Origin of the sequence: Corynebacterium sp. MSK071 (assembly GCF_030232125.1) — a bacterium.
Taxonomy (GTDB): Bacteria; Actinomycetota; Actinomycetes; order Mycobacteriales; family Mycobacteriaceae; genus Corynebacterium; species Corynebacterium kefirresidentii.
Map to the genome: position 1 here is coordinate 1 of NZ_JASPJA010000017.1, position 17,823 is coordinate 17,823.

Annotated in this window: 19 protein-coding genes; 7 read left to right on the top strand and 12 right to left on the bottom strand. The window is 61.0% G+C overall.

Translation table 11 applies throughout. The features are described from left to right. Positions 1 to 488 precede the first annotated feature (488 nt). On the bottom strand, positions 489 to 1,232 hold the full coding sequence (locus tag QP990_RS11355; RefSeq protein WP_284799313.1) for a hypothetical protein: 744 nt from the start codon (positions 1,230 to 1,232) through the stop codon (positions 489 to 491). Positions 1,233 to 1,337: 105 nt separating this feature from the next. On the opposite strand from QP990_RS11355, the gene QP990_RS11360 reads away from it, so the two are divergent. Beyond that, entirely contained in the window at positions 1,338 to 2,468 is a 1,131-nt protein-coding gene (locus QP990_RS11360) for an Mrp/NBP35 family ATP-binding protein (protein WP_023021827.1), read from the top strand. A 3-nt stretch (positions 2,469 to 2,471) separates the two neighbouring features. On the opposite strand, the gene QP990_RS11365 is transcribed toward QP990_RS11360, so the two are convergent. The 3 genes from QP990_RS11365 to sigE all read right to left on the bottom strand — a co-directional run bounded on the left by QP990_RS11365 (position 2,472) and on the right by sigE (position 4,210). After that, the gene (locus QP990_RS11365) at positions 2,472 to 3,023 is read right to left on the bottom strand and encodes a twin-arginine translocase TatA/TatE family subunit (RefSeq protein WP_284799316.1); all 552 of its coding nucleotides are present in this window, start codon (positions 3,021 to 3,023) and stop codon (positions 2,472 to 2,474) included. Positions 3,024 to 3,046: 23 nt separating this feature from the next. Continuing rightward, positions 3,047 to 3,496: an anti-sigma factor gene (locus QP990_RS11370; protein WP_023021829.1), complete on the bottom strand. Its 450-nt coding sequence runs from the start codon at positions 3,494 to 3,496 to the stop codon at positions 3,047 to 3,049. Between the two features lie 84 nt (positions 3,497 to 3,580). Beyond that, positions 3,581 to 4,210 carry an RNA polymerase sigma factor SigE gene (sigE, locus tag QP990_RS11375; protein WP_034656442.1) on the bottom strand — a complete coding sequence of 210 codons (630 nt, stop codon included), beginning with the start codon at positions 4,208 to 4,210 and terminating at the stop codon, positions 3,581 to 3,583. A gap of 151 nt (positions 4,211 to 4,361) precedes the next feature. On the opposite strand from sigE, the gene QP990_RS11380 reads away from it, so the two are divergent. Next, positions 4,362 to 5,009: an O-methyltransferase gene (locus QP990_RS11380; RefSeq protein ID WP_200287764.1), complete on the top strand. Its 648-nt coding sequence runs from the start codon at positions 4,362 to 4,364 to the stop codon at positions 5,007 to 5,009. On the opposite strand, the gene glgC is transcribed toward QP990_RS11380, so the two are convergent. Further along, positions 5,006 to 6,223 carry a glucose-1-phosphate adenylyltransferase gene (gene glgC / locus QP990_RS11385; RefSeq protein ID WP_086588169.1) on the bottom strand — a complete coding sequence of 406 codons (1,218 nt, stop codon included), beginning with the start codon at positions 6,221 to 6,223 and terminating at the stop codon, positions 5,006 to 5,008. The genes QP990_RS11380 and glgC overlap by 4 nt on opposite strands. Before the next feature lie 109 nt (positions 6,224 to 6,332). Here glgC and glgA point away from each other — a divergent pair, with 109 nt between their 5' ends. Then, a complete protein-coding gene (gene glgA / locus QP990_RS11390; protein WP_200287766.1) occupies positions 6,333 to 7,487 on the top strand; it encodes a glycogen synthase in 1,155 nt (384 codons plus the stop codon). 12 nt (positions 7,488 to 7,499) lie between these two features. Continuing rightward, entirely contained in the window at positions 7,500 to 8,942 is a 1,443-nt protein-coding gene (locus QP990_RS11395) for a GH32 C-terminal domain-containing protein (RefSeq protein WP_200287768.1), read from the top strand. A gap of 254 nt (positions 8,943 to 9,196) precedes the next feature. Here QP990_RS11395 and QP990_RS11400 read toward each other — a convergent pair whose 3' ends face one another. From QP990_RS11400 to dapE, 7 genes are read right to left on the bottom strand one after another with little or no spacing between them, the layout of a single operon-like run. Next, entirely contained in the window at positions 9,197 to 10,063 is an 867-nt protein-coding gene (locus QP990_RS11400) for a methyltransferase domain-containing protein (protein WP_284799317.1), read from the bottom strand. Between the two features lie 9 nt (positions 10,064 to 10,072). Beyond that, complete coding sequence (locus QP990_RS11405; protein WP_005323535.1) at positions 10,073 to 10,240, bottom strand: DUF3117 domain-containing protein; 168 nt, start codon at positions 10,238 to 10,240, stop codon at positions 10,073 to 10,075. A gap of 12 nt (positions 10,241 to 10,252) precedes the next feature. Further along, positions 10,253 to 10,546, bottom strand: coding sequence for a DivIVA domain-containing protein (locus tag QP990_RS11410; protein WP_284799318.1), 294 nt, complete (start codon positions 10,544 to 10,546; stop codon positions 10,253 to 10,255). A gap of 3 nt (positions 10,547 to 10,549) precedes the next feature. Next, positions 10,550 to 11,272, bottom strand: coding sequence for a glucosyl-3-phosphoglycerate synthase (locus QP990_RS11415; protein ID WP_284799320.1), 723 nt, complete (start codon positions 11,270 to 11,272; stop codon positions 10,550 to 10,552). Further along, positions 11,269 to 12,081: a dihydropteroate synthase gene (gene folP / locus QP990_RS11420; protein WP_034656441.1), complete on the bottom strand. Its 813-nt coding sequence runs from the start codon at positions 12,079 to 12,081 to the stop codon at positions 11,269 to 11,271. Before folP ends, QP990_RS11415 begins: the two co-directional genes overlap by 4 nt. 14 nt (positions 12,082 to 12,095) lie before the next feature. Continuing rightward, positions 12,096 to 12,860, bottom strand: a complete 765-nt coding sequence (locus QP990_RS11425; protein ID WP_023021839.1) for a TIGR00730 family Rossman fold protein — start codon at positions 12,858 to 12,860, stop codon at positions 12,096 to 12,098. A gap of 3 nt (positions 12,861 to 12,863) precedes the next feature. Beyond that, positions 12,864 to 13,952 carry a succinyl-diaminopimelate desuccinylase gene (dapE, locus tag QP990_RS11430; protein WP_284799321.1) on the bottom strand — a complete coding sequence of 363 codons (1,089 nt, stop codon included), beginning with the start codon at positions 13,950 to 13,952 and terminating at the stop codon, positions 12,864 to 12,866. A gap of 89 nt (positions 13,953 to 14,041) precedes the next feature. Between dapE and QP990_RS11435 the strand changes: the two genes are divergently transcribed. The 3 genes from QP990_RS11435 (at position 14,042) to QP990_RS11445 (ending at position 17,820) form a co-directional block, all read left to right on the top strand. After that, complete coding sequence (locus tag QP990_RS11435) at positions 14,042 to 15,400, top strand: amino acid permease (protein ID WP_284799323.1); 1,359 nt, start codon at positions 14,042 to 14,044, stop codon at positions 15,398 to 15,400. 17 nt (positions 15,401 to 15,417) lie between these two features. Beyond that, a complete protein-coding gene (dapD, locus tag QP990_RS11440) occupies positions 15,418 to 16,389 on the top strand; it encodes a 2,3,4,5-tetrahydropyridine-2,6-dicarboxylate N-succinyltransferase (protein ID WP_023021842.1) in 972 nt (323 codons plus the stop codon). A 99-nt stretch (positions 16,390 to 16,488) separates the two neighbouring features. After that, the gene (locus QP990_RS11445; RefSeq protein WP_234288193.1) at positions 16,489 to 17,820 is read left to right on the top strand and encodes an amino acid permease; all 1,332 of its coding nucleotides are present in this window, start codon (positions 16,489 to 16,491) and stop codon (positions 17,818 to 17,820) included. The last annotated feature ends 3 nt before the right edge of the window (positions 17,821 to 17,823 follow it).

The following is a 17,823-nucleotide window of genomic DNA, read 5'->3' on the forward strand; positions in this document are numbered from 1 at the left end:
GAACTACGTTCACGCATACAACTGCTCCCCACTAGTAGGTAACTGATTTCTCAGTCCAACTAATGGGGAGCAGTTCAGGACTCCTCACTGGGGTTTACTCATGCGGGCCAACGTTCCTCAGGAACTACGGACTCGGCTTGCTTCTCAACTAGCACTCTCTTCTTACTCGATTCTCCTCTCCTCTCACGTTCTTAGCGCAGACTTCACTCCTTTCGCGCTCACGGGGAGTGACCGCTGCGAGAAAGGTGCGTTACCGGTGAGCGCGAAGGGAGGGGGTGAGGGTATTGCTGTGCTATGGCCGACCGCGTTCGCACCAGCACCGTTGATCGGATCTGCTGAAATGTTCGGGAATTGGCATCTACGTCAAGCTCGAAGGCTTTGGGCGCCGTTCAGATAACCACGAGCTGTCGGGCCCGTTGGTTTTACTTGACTTGGTGGTTTCCGAGTTGTCGACGCCTGGAAACTTTCGCCTACCCGCCAAAGAAAAACTATTTGGAGCCTCCGGTGAGATCAGACCCACCGGAAGAATCTGAGTCGCCTTCCTCATCGAGCATTTTCGTGCCGGAGCCGTGCAGCCACGTGCGAACCACTTTTGCCACGTCGCCTTTTTGCTCTGCCTCTTGCGCCAATTCAGAGATGTCTTTTCGCGTGATGAACTTCGTCAATGAAGCTATAGATTGGCGTTCCTCGCGGTCCAAGAGATCATCCTGGTAGAGCGCCACAAAATTCTCGGGGAGCTTTGGCTCCGCGTCCTCACAGCCAGTGGCGCTGGATGGTTCCACCGCGCCTAGGTCGCCTGGAAGTGCAGACATTAAAGCGATGTGAGTACGCGCTAGGTAGTCCTCACCGCCTGGTTGGGAGGAGTGCTGAGCTTTTCTATAGTCCTTGGATATTTCCCGCGCCTCACCGGGATTGAGAACGCTGAGAAAAGCCCCCGTGCACCCGACATAAAAATTACCATTGGGGTTCAAATAGCGACCGGACCTAGACTCTTGGAAAATATCCTCCCCAACAAGGGAGGCCTCACGCCCCTGTCTGATCAGCTCTTGGCGAAAGATCTCCGCCAGCACTACTTGGTCGGTCTCACTAGCATCTACCATGATGCCAACGGGGGCACGCTTAGCATTATCCGCATAAGGATCTCCATCAAACTGGGAGGAGCAGCCGGTAAGCAGCATGGCAGAGAGCACCACGCCAGCAATGGCGTGGGCAGGGCGGGCACAGCTGCGCATGGCGATACTATTCTCCTTCAGATTGGCGGCGATCGAGCGTCTAGATGATTCTACACCGAGGGCGTGTTTACCTCCTGTTGCGGCCCGACTAAGATGGCAAGGGTTATGTCTAGCGTTATTACTGAATCCGCCGTACGCGAGGCACTTTCCCGCGTTGAAGATCCCGAAATCGGGCGTCCCATCACCGAGCTCAACATGGTGAAATCAGTTTCTGTCACCGGAAACGATGTAGCCGTAGAAATTTACCTCACCATCGCTGGCTGCCCCATGAAGTCCACCATCGAGTCCAATACTCGCGCAGCAGTAGAGGATATTGAGGGCGTAGGAAACGTCACCGTGACGATGGAAGCCATGAGTGATGAGCAGCGCCGCGAGCTGAAAAAGAAGCTTCGTGGCGGCCAAGCTGAGCCGGAAATCCCGTTTGCCAAGCCAGAATCCACCACGCGTGTCTTTGCGGTGGCTTCTGGCAAGGGCGGCGTCGGCAAGTCCTCGATGACGGTAAATCTCGCCGCGGCGCTGGTGCACAAGGGGCTTAAAGTCGGCATCGTCGATGCCGATATTTACGGCCACTCTGTTCCTAATTTGCTGGGCTGCACCGATGGCCCGACCGTTCTCGATGATGAGATGCTTTTGCCCCCGATTTCCCACGGCATTAAGCACATCTCCATCGGGCAATTCGTCGAAGGCAACGCCCCTGTGGTCTGGCGCGGACCTATGCTCCACCGTGCATTGCAGCAGTTCTTGGCCGACGTTTTCTGGGGTGACCTAGACGTTCTCCTGCTGGATCTTCCTCCAGGCACGGGCGATATCGCCCTGTCCGTGGCCCAGCTCATCCCTAATGCGGAGCTACTTATCGTAACCACCCCGCAGGCCGCGGCCGCCGAGGTGGCAGAGCGTGCCGGGTCCATCTCCCAGCAGACGCGCCAGCGCGTGGCCGGCGTGATTGAGAATATGGGCGCTATGGTCATGCCGGATGGCTCCACCATGGATGTCTTTGGTACCGGCGGCGGACAGATTGTGGCCGATCGCCTCGGCGTCATTCTTGGCCATGAGGTTCCACTGCTGGCTTCGGTGCCTCTGGATCCCACCCTGCGCAGCGGTGGCGATGCCGGCACTCCGATCGTTATAGATGCCCCCGAGTCCCCCGCCGCCCAACAGATCCAGGCGGTGGCCGATAAACTGGCCATCCGCTCCGATTCCCTAGTGGGCAAAAATCTGAACTTGGGCGTGAACTAGCCCCTAGGTTACATCTTCCCACATGCCGCCGCCGGTGGATTCTTCCCCACCGCGCGGCGGTTTCTTTTCGGTCGCGGGTTGCTCCGTCGATTGCGGTTGCGAAGCTGCGGCGCGCTGGTACGGCTGTGGCTGTGGCTGCTGCGACTGTTCGGCATAAACCTGGGAATAGTCGAAGCTTGGGCGCTGTTGCGGTTGTTGCTGCTCCGGCTCCTTGGGAGCGGTATTGCTCTTAATATCTTCTGCCATCTTCTGGGGATTGAAGTCATCCCAGGCGGATTCGTCGCCGTCGAAAAGCGCCTTGGTGATTGCGCCCTTCGGCCCCAGACGCGTCCACTGCGCGGCTTGGGTAAGCGGGCCACGGATATCATCAAATTCCGAGGTAATAGAGCCCATCTCCCCATTGAGCTCCGCCTTGGCATTATTGATGGCCTTCCGCGCCGCATAGATGGCTGCGCGCACGTCCTTAATCACCTCAGGCATGCGTTCTGGGCCGATGACGATGATGCCCAAGAGCACAATGACGAAAATCTCGGGCCAACCAATGGAAGAAAACACGCTTAAATACTAGTCCTTCGCTCTTAGCCGCGCTGATTGTGCTTGATTGCGCGAACCACCATCTCCACCTTGTCTAAGAAGTCCTGCTGGGGCCGGTGCGCCGGCGTTGCTGCATCAGGCCCGGGCGCTACCCCCTCCGTGGCAATGCCTGCGAGCTTCGCGAGCAATGACTGCGGCGCCTTGACCGTTGCGGACTCCGCGCAGTGGCGCACCCATTCCGAGGCACGACGCTGCTGATGCACATCCGCGCGGCATTCAGCGCAGTGCACCAGGTGAATGCGCACACGGTGCATAAATTTTGGCTCCATCTCGCCGTCCACAAAGGCAACAACCGCCTCTGGGCCCAAATGCCCGATGGTATCGCTACGCCGCGCCTTGGCCTTCGCCCTATCGCGAGCCTTTGCTTGGGCGGCATCAAATCCGCCGTGCACGCTCAGCGTGGACAAGGTTCGGCGTCCTCGCAGCGAGTCCATCGATCCCTCCTCCACTAGTTGCTCGGCCTTCATTGACGCGGAAAGTCCCCGCCGGCAGCGGGGACTATGCAGTTTCTCTAAAGTTTAGCGCGTACGCAGCAGCATGCGCGTTTCCGCATTGGTTTGCGCCTCTTTTTCTAGCGCCGCACGTAGCTGGGAGCGGCCGCGGTGGATGCGTGAGCGCACCGTACCCATCTTGACACCAAGGGTCTCTGCAATCTCGTCATAGCTCATCCCAACGACATCGCACAGGACCACGGCCACGCGGAAATCGGGAGCCAGCCCGTCGAGCGCGGACTGCAAAGCTGGATCCAGGTTAGCCACGGAATAAGCCTGCTCCGGGGTCATATCCGTACCAGGAACGCGTTCATAATCCTCTGGCAGGGCCTCCATGCGGATCTTGGAACGGTGACGAACCATATCCAAAAAGAGGTTAGTGGTAATACGGTGCAACCAGCCTTCAAACGTTCCGGCTTGATACTTGTCCAAGGAGCGGAAGACGCGCATGAAGGTTTCCTGGGTGAGATCCTCGGCGTCATGCTGATTGCCAGACAGGCGATAAGCCAAGCGGTAGACCCCATCGGCGTGCTCGGCCACGAGGTCACCCCAAGCGGGCATGTCGCCCGTGCCAGCATCGAATGCTGCGGTACCGGTCAACTCTGCCTCAGAGGTTGCAGGTTGAAGGGATTCGGCATCGCGCTTCATCTTTGTCATGCATGTCATCTTTCTACACTCAGCACAGAAACTCCAGCCATAGTACTGATAATATCCTGTGAACCCGTCACATTATCCCCACCGACCACAACCTTGCTGGCTAAGCGCGTTTTTGCCACATTGGCGGACACTTTTCCCTATGGTTTATTACGTGACTAATACCGCATACGAAGCACTGCGTTCTTATATCGAGACCAACAGCGAAGCATCCCCGGCCCTAAGTGGCGCACGCGACCACGCCGCAGAGTACGGCTTGCCAGTCCCGGATGAATCCACCGGCCAGCTGCTCACCACCCTGACGGCCGCCTCCACTGGTTCCACCGAGCGTCCTCAAGCTGTGGCCATTACCCCGGCCGCCAATGTAGTGGGCCTCTATGTGCTCGCCGGCATGCCCGATAACGGCATTTTGACCTGCATCGACCCCGAGGCGGAGCACCAGCGCAGCGCCAAGACCGCATTCCGCGAGGCCGGCTACGCGCCATCCCGCGGCCGTTTTTTGCCATCGCGCCCACTCGAAGTCATGGGTCGCCTTGCCAACGATGCTTATCAGGTGATCTACGCCGACGTCGCCGCGCTCGAGTTACCAGCCATCATCAAGGCCGCCTGGCCACTGCTGCACCAGCGCGGCACCCTAGTCTTGGCTAATTCTTTGCTCGATGGCACGCTTGCCGACGCCTCCCGGACCGACCGCGACACCGCCGCCGCCCGCGAAGCAGACGAGTACCTGCGCGAGCTCGAGGGGGCGAGCGTAACCCGCTTGCCGCTGGGTTCCGGGCTCACCCTCGTGACGAAGCTCTAGACCTTTTGGTTTTTGCCGACGACGACCACGCCGCCGTCAGAAACCTTAAAGCGCTCTTCATCACGCTCGCGGTCCACTCCGATAATCGCGCCATCACTAACGACGACGTTCTTATCTAGGATCGCGCGGCGCACCACTGCACCGCGCCCGATACGCACGCCAGGCAGGATCACTGATCCTTCGACCGTAGCTCCGTCGGCCACATGGACATCGGACGCCAGCACTGAATTGCGCACAGTGCCGCCAGAGACGATGCAGCCTGGGGCCACCATCGACGACTGCGCGATGCCGTTTTGCACGAACTTGGCCGGTGGGAAATTGGAATCATCCGTCGAGTGGATCGGCCAATTCTGGTTATAAAGGTTGAAAATCGGGTGCACCGAAATCATGTCCATGTGCGCCTCGTAGAAGGAATCGATGGTGCCGACGTCGCGCCAGTAGCCGTGGTCACGCTCAGTAGCCCCTGGCACTTCATTGGCCATGAAATCGTACACATGCGCCTGTCCCCGCTCCACAAAGTACGGGATAATATCACCGCCCATATCGTGGGCGGAGTCCTCGTTCTTTTCGTCCTCCAAAAGGGCGTCGATAAGCGCCTGCGCTGTAAAGACATAATTGCCCATCGAGGCATAGCTCATATTCGGATCATCCGGAGTAGCCGGCGGGTCCGCGGGCTTTTCCACGAATTGCGTAATCGTGCCCATGCCATCGGCTTGGATGCAGCCAAAGGCCGTCGCTTCCGAGCGCGGTACGCGAATACCTGCCACCGAACAATCCAATCCGGTGGCGATATGCTCTTCTACCATCTGTGCCGGATCCATGCGGTATACGTGGTCTGCACCAAAGACGATGACATAATCCGGATTCTCGTCATAGATGAGGTTCAGCGACTGCACAATTGCATCTGCCGAGCCGTTGTACCAGCGCTTGCCGCGGCGCTGCTGGGCGGGCACCGAGGCAATATACTGCGGGGTCGGCCCCGCCAAGTTCCACGCCTGGGAAATGTGGCGGTCCAGAGAATGGGACTTGTACTGGGTCAGCACCGCAATCTTGAGATAACCGGCATTGACCAGATTGGACAAAACGAAATCAACGAGGCGGTAGGAACCACCGAAGGGTACGGCGGGCTTGGCGCGGTCTTCGGTCAGGGGGAAAAGGCGCTTTCCCTCACCGCCGGCGAGGACAATGGCTAGGACATTCGGCAGGCTTCTCACGTTTTCAAACCTATCCGCAAATCCCACATTCCGCAGCAGAACTTTGCACATTTTTACCCCCATATCGGAATTCTGCACATGACAGCAGAGATACGTATTCTGGGTGGGCATGAGAGCCGGAATCTTTTCCAAAGAATACCCGCCGGAAATATACGGCGGAGCCGGAGTTCACGTAGCTGAGCTCACCCGTTTCATGCGCGATATCATCGATGTCTCCGTGCACTGCATGGGCTCCCCGCGCGAAGAAAAAGACGTCTTTGTCCACGGCGTAGATCCCGCACTCGAGGGTGCCAACGGCGCGCTGCAGACCTTGTCCACTGGGCTGCGCATGGCCGATGCCGCCTCCGATATCGACATCGCCCACTCCCACACGTGGTATACGGGCCTTGCTGGCCACCTCTCCGCCCGGCTTTATGATATTCCGCATGTGGTCACCGCCCACTCTCTCGAGCCGCACCGCCCTTGGAAGCGCGAGCAGCTTGGCGGCGGCTATGACATCTCCTCATGGTCCGAAAAGAACGCCATGGAATATGCCGATGCCGTAATCGCCGTCTCTGCCGGTATGAAGGACTCCATCCTCGATGCCTATCCGCGCATCGATGCCTCCAAGGTCCACGTCGTCCTCAACGGCATCGACACCGAGCTATGGCAGCCGCGAGAGGGCGATGTTTTGGACAAGCTGGGCGTCGATAAGCAGCGCCCCATCGCTGCCTTCGTCGGACGCATCACCCGGCAAAAGGGCGTAAAGCACCTGCTGCAGGCGGCGCAGAAATTCGATCCAGACATCCAGCTGGTCTTGTGTGCCGGCGCCCCTGATACGCCCGAAATCGCGGCCGAGACCGAGGCACTGGTCGATGAGTTGCGCGCCCAGCGCGATGGCATTTTCTGGGTCAAGGATATGCTCCCGCGCAACGAGGTCCAGCAGATTTACACCGGTGCCGATGTTTTTGTCTGCCCGTCCATCTACGAACCGCTGGGCATCGTGAACTTGGAAGCAATGGCCTGTGGCACGGCCGTTGTTGCCTCCAACGTGGGCGGCATTCCCGAGGTAGTAGTCGATGGTGAGACCGGCGTGCTAGTGCATTACGACGCCACCGATACCGCAGCCTTCGAGGCCGACCTCGCCGCTGCAGTCAATGACGTCGCCGCCGATAAAAAGCGCGCTGCCGAATTTGGGCGCGCCGGCCGCGAGCGTGCCATTCGTGATTTTTCTTGGGCTACGATTGCCGCCCAGACCGTCGATATTTACCGCAGTCTGATTTAAGGAAGGATAGCCGTGACAACCCACCGCCCCGAACTGCATTTTGTCCCTGAAGACGGCGTCCTCGACGCCCCCGCCGGAATCCTGCGCGATGGCGATACTTGGCATCTGTTCTACCAGTACCGCCCCACCGCGGACTCCCCGGCGCGCTGGGGACACACCTACTCCGAAGAGTCTCCCTTTGACTGGTTGGACTGTGACGATGCCCTCGCCCCCGTCGGCGGCGAGCTCTCCCTGCGCGCAGGTTCCGTAGCCCAAGGCCCAGACGATATCCATCTCTACTTCACCTCCGTGACCGCCGCCGGAATCGCCGTTCACCTCGCCCGCTACGCCAACGTGGACGAAATCTGCGAGGTCTCCGATGACCCACAGGCGCTCGACCCCAATGTCGTTCGTTTTGGCGAAGTCGTGGGCAATACCCGCAACTTCGATCATTTCCGCTCCCCCTCCGTGGTGCCCGACTGGGCCTCAGAGGACCGCGATGACGGCCACGACGGTTGGCTCATGTTGGCTCTCACCGGCCACTCCGACGCCCCGGTTCCCGTCATCCTCGAATCCGCCGACGGCGTGTCTTGGCGCCTGCGCGGCAGCCTCAAGTTCGACGGCGACCCTGGCTTCCTAGAGGGCGAGGTCCCCGCTACCTCGCCCATTCCGCCGGTCGTCTCCCCGCGCCTAGTCCGACTGCGCGATGAGGTTGACGGCAATGTCTACGACGTCCTCTTTGTCACCTTGGAGCGTGGCGGCCGCGACGTCTCCGGCTACCTCGTCGGCCGGCTGGAAGGCACCACCTTTACCGTGGTCTCCGGCTTCCGCCGCGTAGACTTCGGCCACGATTTCTCCCGCCCACGCAGTACCAACACCACCACCGGCACGCTCACCCCCGAGCAGCGCTATGAGCGCGCCGTTATCGTTGGCCTCCTCAACGGCAACGGCCGCGGCGATGACGCCACCAAGCACGCCTCGTGGGAAGCCGAAGGCTGGGCCAATGCCCTTTCCTTACCCCGCCGAGTTACCCTCGAGGGCGGCGTCCTCTACCAAGCCCCCGCCCGGGGCTTGCCCGATGCCGTTAAGCTTTCCGATTACGCCCGCTCATGGACCGGCGTCATGGAGGTGCCTTCCGGTTCCTGCGTCACCGTCACGCTTCTCGACGGCGCCGGTGACCCCGCCGCCACCATCCGCCACTCCGGCGATGACATCAGCCTCGATCGCTCAATGAACAAGGCTTTCAATCATTGCTTTGCCGATTCTGAGCCCGCCACCGCCACGCTTGCCGAGGGCGACTCCGACACCCTCACCATTATCCAAGACGGTTCCACCGTCGAGGTATTCGTCGATGGTGGCCTCATCGCCATGGCCTCCCGCGTCTACTTCGAAGGCGGCTGCTCTGGGCTGCGCGTCGAAACCTCCGGCGATGCCGTTATCGAGCAGGACTGGCAGCGCTCCGGCTCCAAGCTCTAAACACCACCCGACGCCCCGCTCGGTTCTCCACCCCGCCCTTCGCGCTCACCGGCACAGCCGCCCACTGCGGTTGCGCTGCTCCCGGTGAGCGGCAAGGGCGGGGTTGTGCGTTTCCGGACCCGCGGCACCCGCGCCACCCGCGGTACGGGGCGATGTCACGCCGCGCGCCCTTCGCGCTCAAGGGGAGACGCTGGGGCGTCGGAAAGCGTGTGCTGGTGAGCGGCAAGGGCGGGGATGAGGCAGAAGGGCCGGGGCTAAACTGCGCGGAGGCGGTCCAGTCGAGCGCGGGCGGTAACCGTAAGTGTCGGAGGAAGAGCGGCCATGCGCTCGGCGAGTTCTCCGGCGCTAATGTGACGCGCGGATGGGCTCATCCCGACCTGCGCGGCAACGGAGGCCTTATCGAGCTCAATGGGGAACGAAATATCCACCGGGTCGGCCGCCTGCTCGAGGAAGCCCTCGGCCTGCTCGTACATGCGCTCCACCTTGCCGTCTTCCACGCCGAGGATGCCCAAAGGCTCCCGCAGCTCGTCCAAGTGGCCGGCATCAGGGGTCAAGACGATGACCTGGCCGCCTGGGGCGAGCACGCGCTGGAATTCGGCCGGATTGCGTGGGGCGAAGACGACGGAAATAGCGTCGACGGACTCATCACGAATGGGCAGGCGCTCCCATACATCGGCCACGACGGCACCGACGCGCGGGTGGCACTTAGCCAAGTGCTTCGCAGCGTGCGGAGAAATATCGAGCCCGACGCCGCGGGCCTCAGCGATGGAGTCGAGGGTGTGGGCCAAGTAGTAGCCCGTACCAGCGCCCACCTCAAGCAGAGAGGCGGGCGTAGATTCGGCCAACGATGCGGAATCCAGCGCACTTTGGACTGCCCCAGTCACGGCCTCCACGAAGGGCGCGAAGTGCCCCATGGCCAAATAGGTCTCGCGGGCGTTGACCATGTCCATGTCATCGCCCTTGTGCTTGAGTCCGGCGCCGGCCGCGAGGGTGACGTAGCCCTGCTTGGCCACATCAAAAGAGTGGCCGGATTCCGAGACCAGGCGAGAGAAATCATCGGCACCAGAAAGCGCGGTGCCATCATTGGGATCAGCCAGAATGTCGACGATATGAGAAAGCATGTATCTAGACTAGCTAGAAACCTCGGTCAACAGAGAACCAAGCTCGGCGGCCTCGTCCTTGCTCAGCTCGATGACGATGCGCCCGCCTCCATCGGAGGGGATGCGCATGACAATTTTGCGGGACTCCTCTACTGCTTCCATTTCTCCGCCCGTGGTGCGCGGCTTCATTGCTGCCATAGTGAGTCTCCTTTAGTTAACTTCTTTTCCTTCCAGCTTAGACCTTTTCGGCGCGGAAGATAGTTGCTCTTCTAGTTGTGCGAGGAGATCATCTACTTGGTCCTGGCGGTACCCGCGGGGCACAACCTCGAATTTCACCTGGTCAAGGCGCCCTTCGCGGGCAGCGGCGCGGTTATTTTCACGCACCTTCTCCGGCTCATCGAGCGGGTACATAACCGCGCCGCGGCCAAAAATCGACCCCCATACCCAGGTGCCGATGACGGTCAGGGAGAAAAGGACGAGGATGAGCATAATCCAAGACAGCATGGCTTAAACCTTACCTTTTAGCGGCGGGCGTTGAGCAACGGGCGCGGTAACCCCGGCGCGGGAGAGCAGTGTGCGCGCGACTACCTCGGCCATCGGCGCGAGTTCATGTAGCGGCCGGTTGCGGTGCACCCGAGTTCCCAAGTCCACCTGCGCTATTGTGCCCCGCTTGCCGACGTCCACCAATAGCCCTGCTTCCACCCCGTAGCCTTCTACGAAGGGCAGCTCGACAGCGGTGGCGCGGCGCAGAGAGTATTCGCCTCCGAGCGGTTGGTCGATATGAGCGAGCTCTGGGAAAAATTGCTTAATGAGCGGTTTGGCTGTCAGCTCGGTGACGCGGCCGCCGCCGGTGGGCTGGCCGTTGAGGCTGCGGCGGTAGCGGGCCTTGACCATTTCCACCGCGGGGTCGGCAAAGGGATCGGCCAGCGCGGTGACCATGCCGGGCGCGGCGGATTCAAGATCCGCATCGACGAAGACGACTATGTCTCCCTTCGCTGCGGCGACCCCACGCCAGAGGGATTCTCCTTTCCCGGGACGCGGCTCCACCGGGAGGATATCGCGCCAATTGTGCACGTCGGCTCCAGCTGCCGCAGCGCGAGACGCGGTGGCGTCTGAGGAGTCGGCGTCGATTACCAGCACCTCAAGCGGATTATCGGCAAGGCAGGCGCGCACGACGTCTGCGACGGTGCCCTCCTCGTTGAGCGCTGGAATGATAACGGAGACGCTCATGCAAGGCCTCGCGTGGTTGCTAGCGGGGCGACCTCGCCTTGGATGGCGGCAGTCATACGGATGACATCAGCGGTTTCTGCCACCTCGTGGACGCGGAAAGCGGCCACTCCGCGGGCAGCGGACCACGCGGTGGCGGCTAGGGTACCCGCAACGCGCTCTCCTACCCCGCGGTCTAGCGTCTCGCCCACAAAATCTTTGTTTGATAGCGCCATGAGCACCGGCCAGCCGGTGGCCACGACCTCGTCTATGCGCCGCAAAAGCTCGAGACCGTGGAAGGTGTTCTTGCCAAAGTCATGGGTCGGATCGATGAAGGTCAGGTCCTCCGGGCAACCGAGAGCGGCAGCGCGCTCGGCCAGCTGGGTGGTTTCCGCGATGACATCGGCCACCACGTCATCAAAATGGACACGGTGCGGCCGGGTGCGCGGGGTGATACCACCGGTGTGAGAGCAGACATAGCCCACGCGGTAGTGTCCGGCGACCTCGATGAGCTCGGGATCCCAACCCGCCCAGGTGTCATTTATGAGCCCGGCACCGGCTGCAATGGCTGCCTCTGCCACCTCGCTGCGCCACGTATCGACGGAAATGAGGACATCCGGGTGGCGCTGATGCACCTTCTCAATGGTCGGCACCACGCGGTCGATTTCCTCCGCCGCGTCCACAGCTTTGCCGGGGCCAGCCTTCACGCCACCAATATCGACGATCGAAGCACCGGCTGCGATCACCTCATCGCAGCGGCGCAGCGCCGGGTCGAGGTCAAAGGTTGCCCCCTTGTCATAGAAAGAATCCGGGGTGCGATTGACAATCGCCATCACACGCGCGAGGCTCAACGCGGCTCCCTGATGCGCTTATCGCTCATAACCTCGTGACGCTTAATGATGTGGGAGACGGCTTCATCGGGGTCGTCGGTAAGCAGGAAAAGCTCCCGGTCGCTTTCGTTGATAAATCCACCCGCTGCTAGCGTCTTGTCCATCCATTCCAAAAGGCCGGTCCAGTACTCGGTGCCCATGAGCACGATGGGGTAATTGGTCACCTTGCCGGTCTGCACCATGCACATGACTTCGAAGAACTCATCCATCGTGCCCATGCCGCCAGGTAGGCAAATGAAGGCCTGCGAGTACTTCAAGAACATCGTCTTGCGGGCGAAGAAGTAGCGGAAATTCAGGCCCAGGTCGACGTACTCGTTGAGGCCCTGCTCATGGGGAAGCTCGATGCCCAAGCCCACGGACAGCCCGCCGGCTTCGTGGGCGCCACGGTTGGCTGCCTCCATGATGCCGGGGCCGCCACCGGTGATGACGGCATAGGAGTGCTCGGCCAGCTTGCGGCCGACCTCGACGCCCAGCTGGTAGCTCGCGTCCTCGGGCGTGGTGCGTGCGGAGCCGAAGACGGTGACGGCCTTCGGCAACTTGGATAACGCATCGAAGCCGGCGACGAATTCGCCTTGGATGCGCAGCACGCGCCACGGATCGGCATGCTGCCACTCGTGGTCTGCACCGGACTCCAAGAGCCGCTGGTCAAAGGTGGAGGCCTGTTCGCCTTCGGTGCGCAGCAGCATCGGGCCGCGCAGAGTGCGCATCTGCTCAGGAGTCATGGTCTATCCCTTCAGGTATTTCAGGAGGGCGGTGGATACTTCACTAATCTGCGCGGTGGGGACCTGCTCGTCCTTTTTATGCGCAAACCCTGGGTCACCGGCGCCGAAGTTCACGGCCGGGGTGCCCATTTCGGAGAAGCGGGCGACGTCGGTCCAGCCAAACTTGGCGCGGACGTTGCCCCCGACGGCGTCGATAAGAGCTTTGGCTGCAGGCTGGCCCAACCCAGGCTGGGCGGCCGGGGCAATGTCGTCGATGTCGATGGTGACATCTTCTTCCTCGCCGATGATGGATTTCATGTACTCCAGCGCCTCCTCGCTCGTGCGGTCCGGGGCGAAGCGGAAGTTCACAAACATCCAAGCCTCATCCGGCAGCGTATTTGTGGCCACGCCGGACTCGAGGTGAACGATATTGAGGCCCTCGCGGTAAGTACAGCCGTCAATGGTGACGTCGCGGGACTCATAGGCGGCGATGCGGCTCATAATCGGTGCGAGCTTGTGCGCGGCATTGGAGCCGAGCCAGGCGCGGGCCGAGTGCGCGCGGGTGCCGTGCGCGGTCACGCGCAGGCGGATGGAGCCCTGACAACCGGCCTCCACCATGGCGCCGGAGGGCTCGCCCAGAAGCGCGAAGTCCCCCTCGAGCCACTCCGGGTGGTCCTTTTGCAGATGGCCCAAGCCATTAAATTCAGTAGCTACTTCTTCACCCTCATAGGCGATGACAGTAAAATCATGTTTCAGCTCCTCCGACTCGTGCAGCTGGGCAAAGGCATTAAGGTAGATGGCCATGCCTGACTTCATGTCCACGGTGCCACAGCCCCACATAATCTCCACCCCGTCTTTAGTGGTTTCCATGTGATGCGGTACATTTTCTGCCAACGGAACGGTATCAATGTGTCCGGCGAGCACCACGCGGGAATCTAGCCCACGGTTCGTGCGGGCGCACACGGTATTGCCGTAGCGGGCAACCTCGACGTCCAAACCGCGCAGCGCTTCTTCGACGGCGTCTGCGATGGCCTCCTCATGGTGGGAGGGGCTCGGAATATCAACGAGCGCCTTGGTTAGTTCGATGGGGTCTGCATATAGATCTAAAGTCACAAAGCGCCATGCTAGCGCCCCGCGTAGCTCCCCGCATTGTGTAAAGTTCGCTTCACTGTAAATATTTCGTCCTCCCTAAGGTGATAACAATGGCCGAAACCGCTCAATTGAAATCCCGTCATCTCACGATGATGGGCCTTGGCTCTGCCGTGGGCGCCGGCCTCTTCCTCGGCGTAGGCCTCGGCATCCAGATTTCCGGCACCTCCGTGCTCATTTCCTATGCCGTGGCCGGCGCGCTCATTGCGCTAGTGATGTGGATGCTCGGTGAGATGGCCGCCGCCCGCCCCTCTTTGGGGTCATTTTCCACCTACGCCGGTCAGGCCTTCGGACACTGGGCACGCTTTACCATGGGATGGATTTATTGGTTCATGCTAATCATGGTCATGGGCGCCGAAATCACCGGGGCGGCCGCCATCATCTCCAGCTGGTTCGATATCGACCCGTGGATTCCGGCACTTATCGCCGTGGCATTCTTCGCAGTGGTCAATTTCGCGGCCGTGGGCGGATTTGGCGAGTTTGAGTTCTGGTTCGCCATCATCAAGGTCGGCGTCATTGTCGCCTTCCTTGCCATAGGCGTGCTCATGGCGCTGGGCATCCTGCCCGGCATGGATCTCTCCTTGGCCGGGACCAATTTCACCGCTAATTTCCTGCCCAATGGCATGCCCGGCTTCGCCGCCGGATTGCTAGCCGTGGCCTTTGCCTTCGGCGGTATCGAATTGGTTACTATCGCGGCGGCCGAATCCGAGGACCCAGCACATAACGTGGCCACCGCGGTCCGCGCCATTATCGTGCGCATCATGATCTTCTACATCGGCTCCATCGTGGTTATCACCATGGCGCTGCCCTTTAGCTCCATCCAGGACGCCGACGTAGCCGCCGATTCCCCCTTCACCCTCGTGCTTGCGGCCGCCAAGATTCCCTTCGCGTCCGGTTTCATGGAAGCGATTATCGCCTTGGCGCTGCTCTCCGCCTTCAACGCGCAGATCTACGCCACTTCCCGCTTGGTCTTTGACATGGCTAAGGATCACTGCGCCCCAGGATTCTTCCTCAAGCAAAATCGCGCTGGCTCCCCCATCAACGCGGTCATTTTGTCCATGGTCTTCGCCTTCGCTTCGGTAGGCCTGCAGTTTTGGAACCCTCCGGGGCTCCTAGCATTTCTCTTCAATGCAGTGGGCGGGTGTCTGCTGGTCATCTGGTCCTTCATCGTGGCTTCCTTTATCAAGCTGCATCCCCAAATGCGCGGCAATGGCGAGTTGACCGATCTGCGTGTGCCCGGCTTTCCCTGGCTGCCGTGGGTCACGGCCGCGGCGCTGGGCGGGCTCACCCTGCTCATGCTCTTTGACCCAGATGCACGCAACCAGGTCATCTCGGTACTCATCCTCGCTGCGATACTCGTCGTCTTGTCCTTCGTACTACCCACCGGCCAGCGCGCAGAGACGCGGAGGTAGTTGCTAAGCTAGCGGGCATGACTTCTGCATCCGCACGTGGCCTGGCAACCATTACCCATGACGGCACCGTCTTGGACGTCTGGTTCCCAGCCGTTTATACCGATAAGACCGTAGAGACCACCGAGACCAAGCGCTTGGAGGAGGTCCCTCAGCAGTTCTCCGCGCTGGCAGGCCCGGACGAGGAGCGCGGCGTGGCCCGCGTTGCCGTCGAGACCTCCATCAAAGATCTGGATGACGCCCCCGTCGATACCTACGATGCTTACCTGCGCCTGCACCTCCTTTCTCACCGCGCGGTCAAGCCGCACGGCCTGAATATGGATGGCATCTTCGGCCACCTCAATAACGTGGTCTGGACTAACTACGGCCCCTGCGCCGTCTCCGATTTCCAGATGGTGCGCGGCCGCCTTGCCTCCCGCGGCCCGGTCGTTGTCTACTCCGTTGACAAATTCCCCCGCATGGTGGACTACGTTGTACCGTCCGGCGTTCGCATTGGCGACGCGGACCGCGTGCGCTTGGGCGCCCACCTTGCTGAGGGAACCACTGTCATGCATGAGGGCTTTGTGAACTTCAACGCCGGCACCTTGGGCGCCTCCATGGTGGAGGGCCGCATCTCCGCGGGCGTCGTCGTGGGCGATGGCTCCGATATCGGCGGCGGCGCGTCCATCATGGGCACCTTGTCCGGCGGCGGCAAGGAGGTCATCTCCATCGGCGAGCGCTGCCTGCTCGGCGCCAATTCCGGCATCGGCATTTCGCTTGGCGACGACGCCGTAGTCGAAGCCGGCCTCTACGTCACCGCCGGCACCAAGGTGACCGTCTTTGGCAAGGTCGCGGAAGCACTGGGCGTTGATAATGGCGAGAACGTCAAGGGCTCCCAGCTCTCCGGTGCCTCCGGTATGCTGCTGCGCCGCAACTCCGTCTCCGGTGCGGTTGAGGCTGTGGAATGGAAATCCGAGGCCGTCGCGTTGAACGACGAGCTGCACAAGAATTAATACCCCCGATTCCTATAGCCTTATCGGGCAAAATAAGATGGAGGGGTGACTGATAACTCCTCCACCCTCGGTTCTGGCCTGAAGGTCCGCCACCTAACCATGATGGGGCTTGGCTCCACCATCGGTGCCGGGCTATTCCTCGGCACCGGCGTCGGTATCTCCGCCGCTGGGCCCGCCGTGCTCCTCGCCTATATCATCGCCGGCTTCCTGGCCATTTTGGTGATGCAGATGCTGGGCGAGATGGGCACTGTTATCCCCGCCTCCGGCTCTTTTTCCGAATATGCCGAACATGGCATCGGCCGCTGGGCGGGCTTTACCCAGGGCTGGATTTATTGGCTAGCCACCGTCGCCGTACTCGGCGCCGAAATCACCGGCGCGGCCGGATTCATTGGCTCCTGGTTCGACGTCTCGCCGTGGATCCCCGCAGCTATCTGCGTGGTCCTCTTCGGCGTCATCAACCTGCTGCGCGTGCGTAGTTTCGGCGAATTCGAGTATTGGTTCGCGCTTATCAAGGTCGTCGTCATCGTGGCCTTCCTCATCATCGGCGTGCTGCTCATCCTGGGCCTCCTGCCTGGCCATTCTTTCATCGGCACCTCCGTCTTCCTCGAGGACGGCTTCATGCCCAATGGCCTCGGCGGCGTCGCGGCCGGCCTTTTGGCCGTAGCCTTCGCCTTCGGCGGCATCGAAGTCGTCGCCATCGCCTCTGCCGAATCCGAGGACCCCGAAAAATCCCTGGTCAACGCCGTGCGCTCCACCATCTTGCGCATCTCCGTGTTCTACTTGGGCTCCGTTCTCGTCATCACGTTCCTTCTGCCTTATTCCATCTTGGGAGGTGCCTCCACGGCCGCAGAATCGCCCTTCACCATGGTCCTCGAGCGCGCCGGCATCCCGGGTGCGGCCGGCATCATGGAGGTTGTCATCGTCCTTGCGTTGCTTTCCGCTTTCAATTCGCAGATCTACGCCTCCTCTCGCATGATGCACTCGCTGGCCTCCCGTGGCGAGGCTCCACGCATCTTCACCACCACCAATAAAGACGGCGTACCCACCACCGCTATTGCCCTGTCCGTCCTACTCTCGGCCGTCATGGTGGTGCTCAACTACGCCGATACGGGTTGGCTTCTTACCTTCATGCTCAATGCCGCCGGCGCCTCCCTGCTCATCGTGTGGGTATTCATCGCCGTCAGCCAGCTGCGCCTGCGCCGTCAGCTCGAAGCACTCCATCCCCTTCCCATCCGCATGTGGGCCTTCCCCTACCTGACTTGGTTCGCCCTCGCGCTCTTTGCGGCCATCGCGGTGCTCATGCTTACCGACGCCACCGCCCGCACCCAACTCCTCTCCGCCGCCGCTATGTTCGCGGTGCTCGCCGTCGCCGGTGTCATCAACTCCAAGGTTCGCGGCATTGACCCCACCTCCACCCTGCCGTTGACTTAGCCC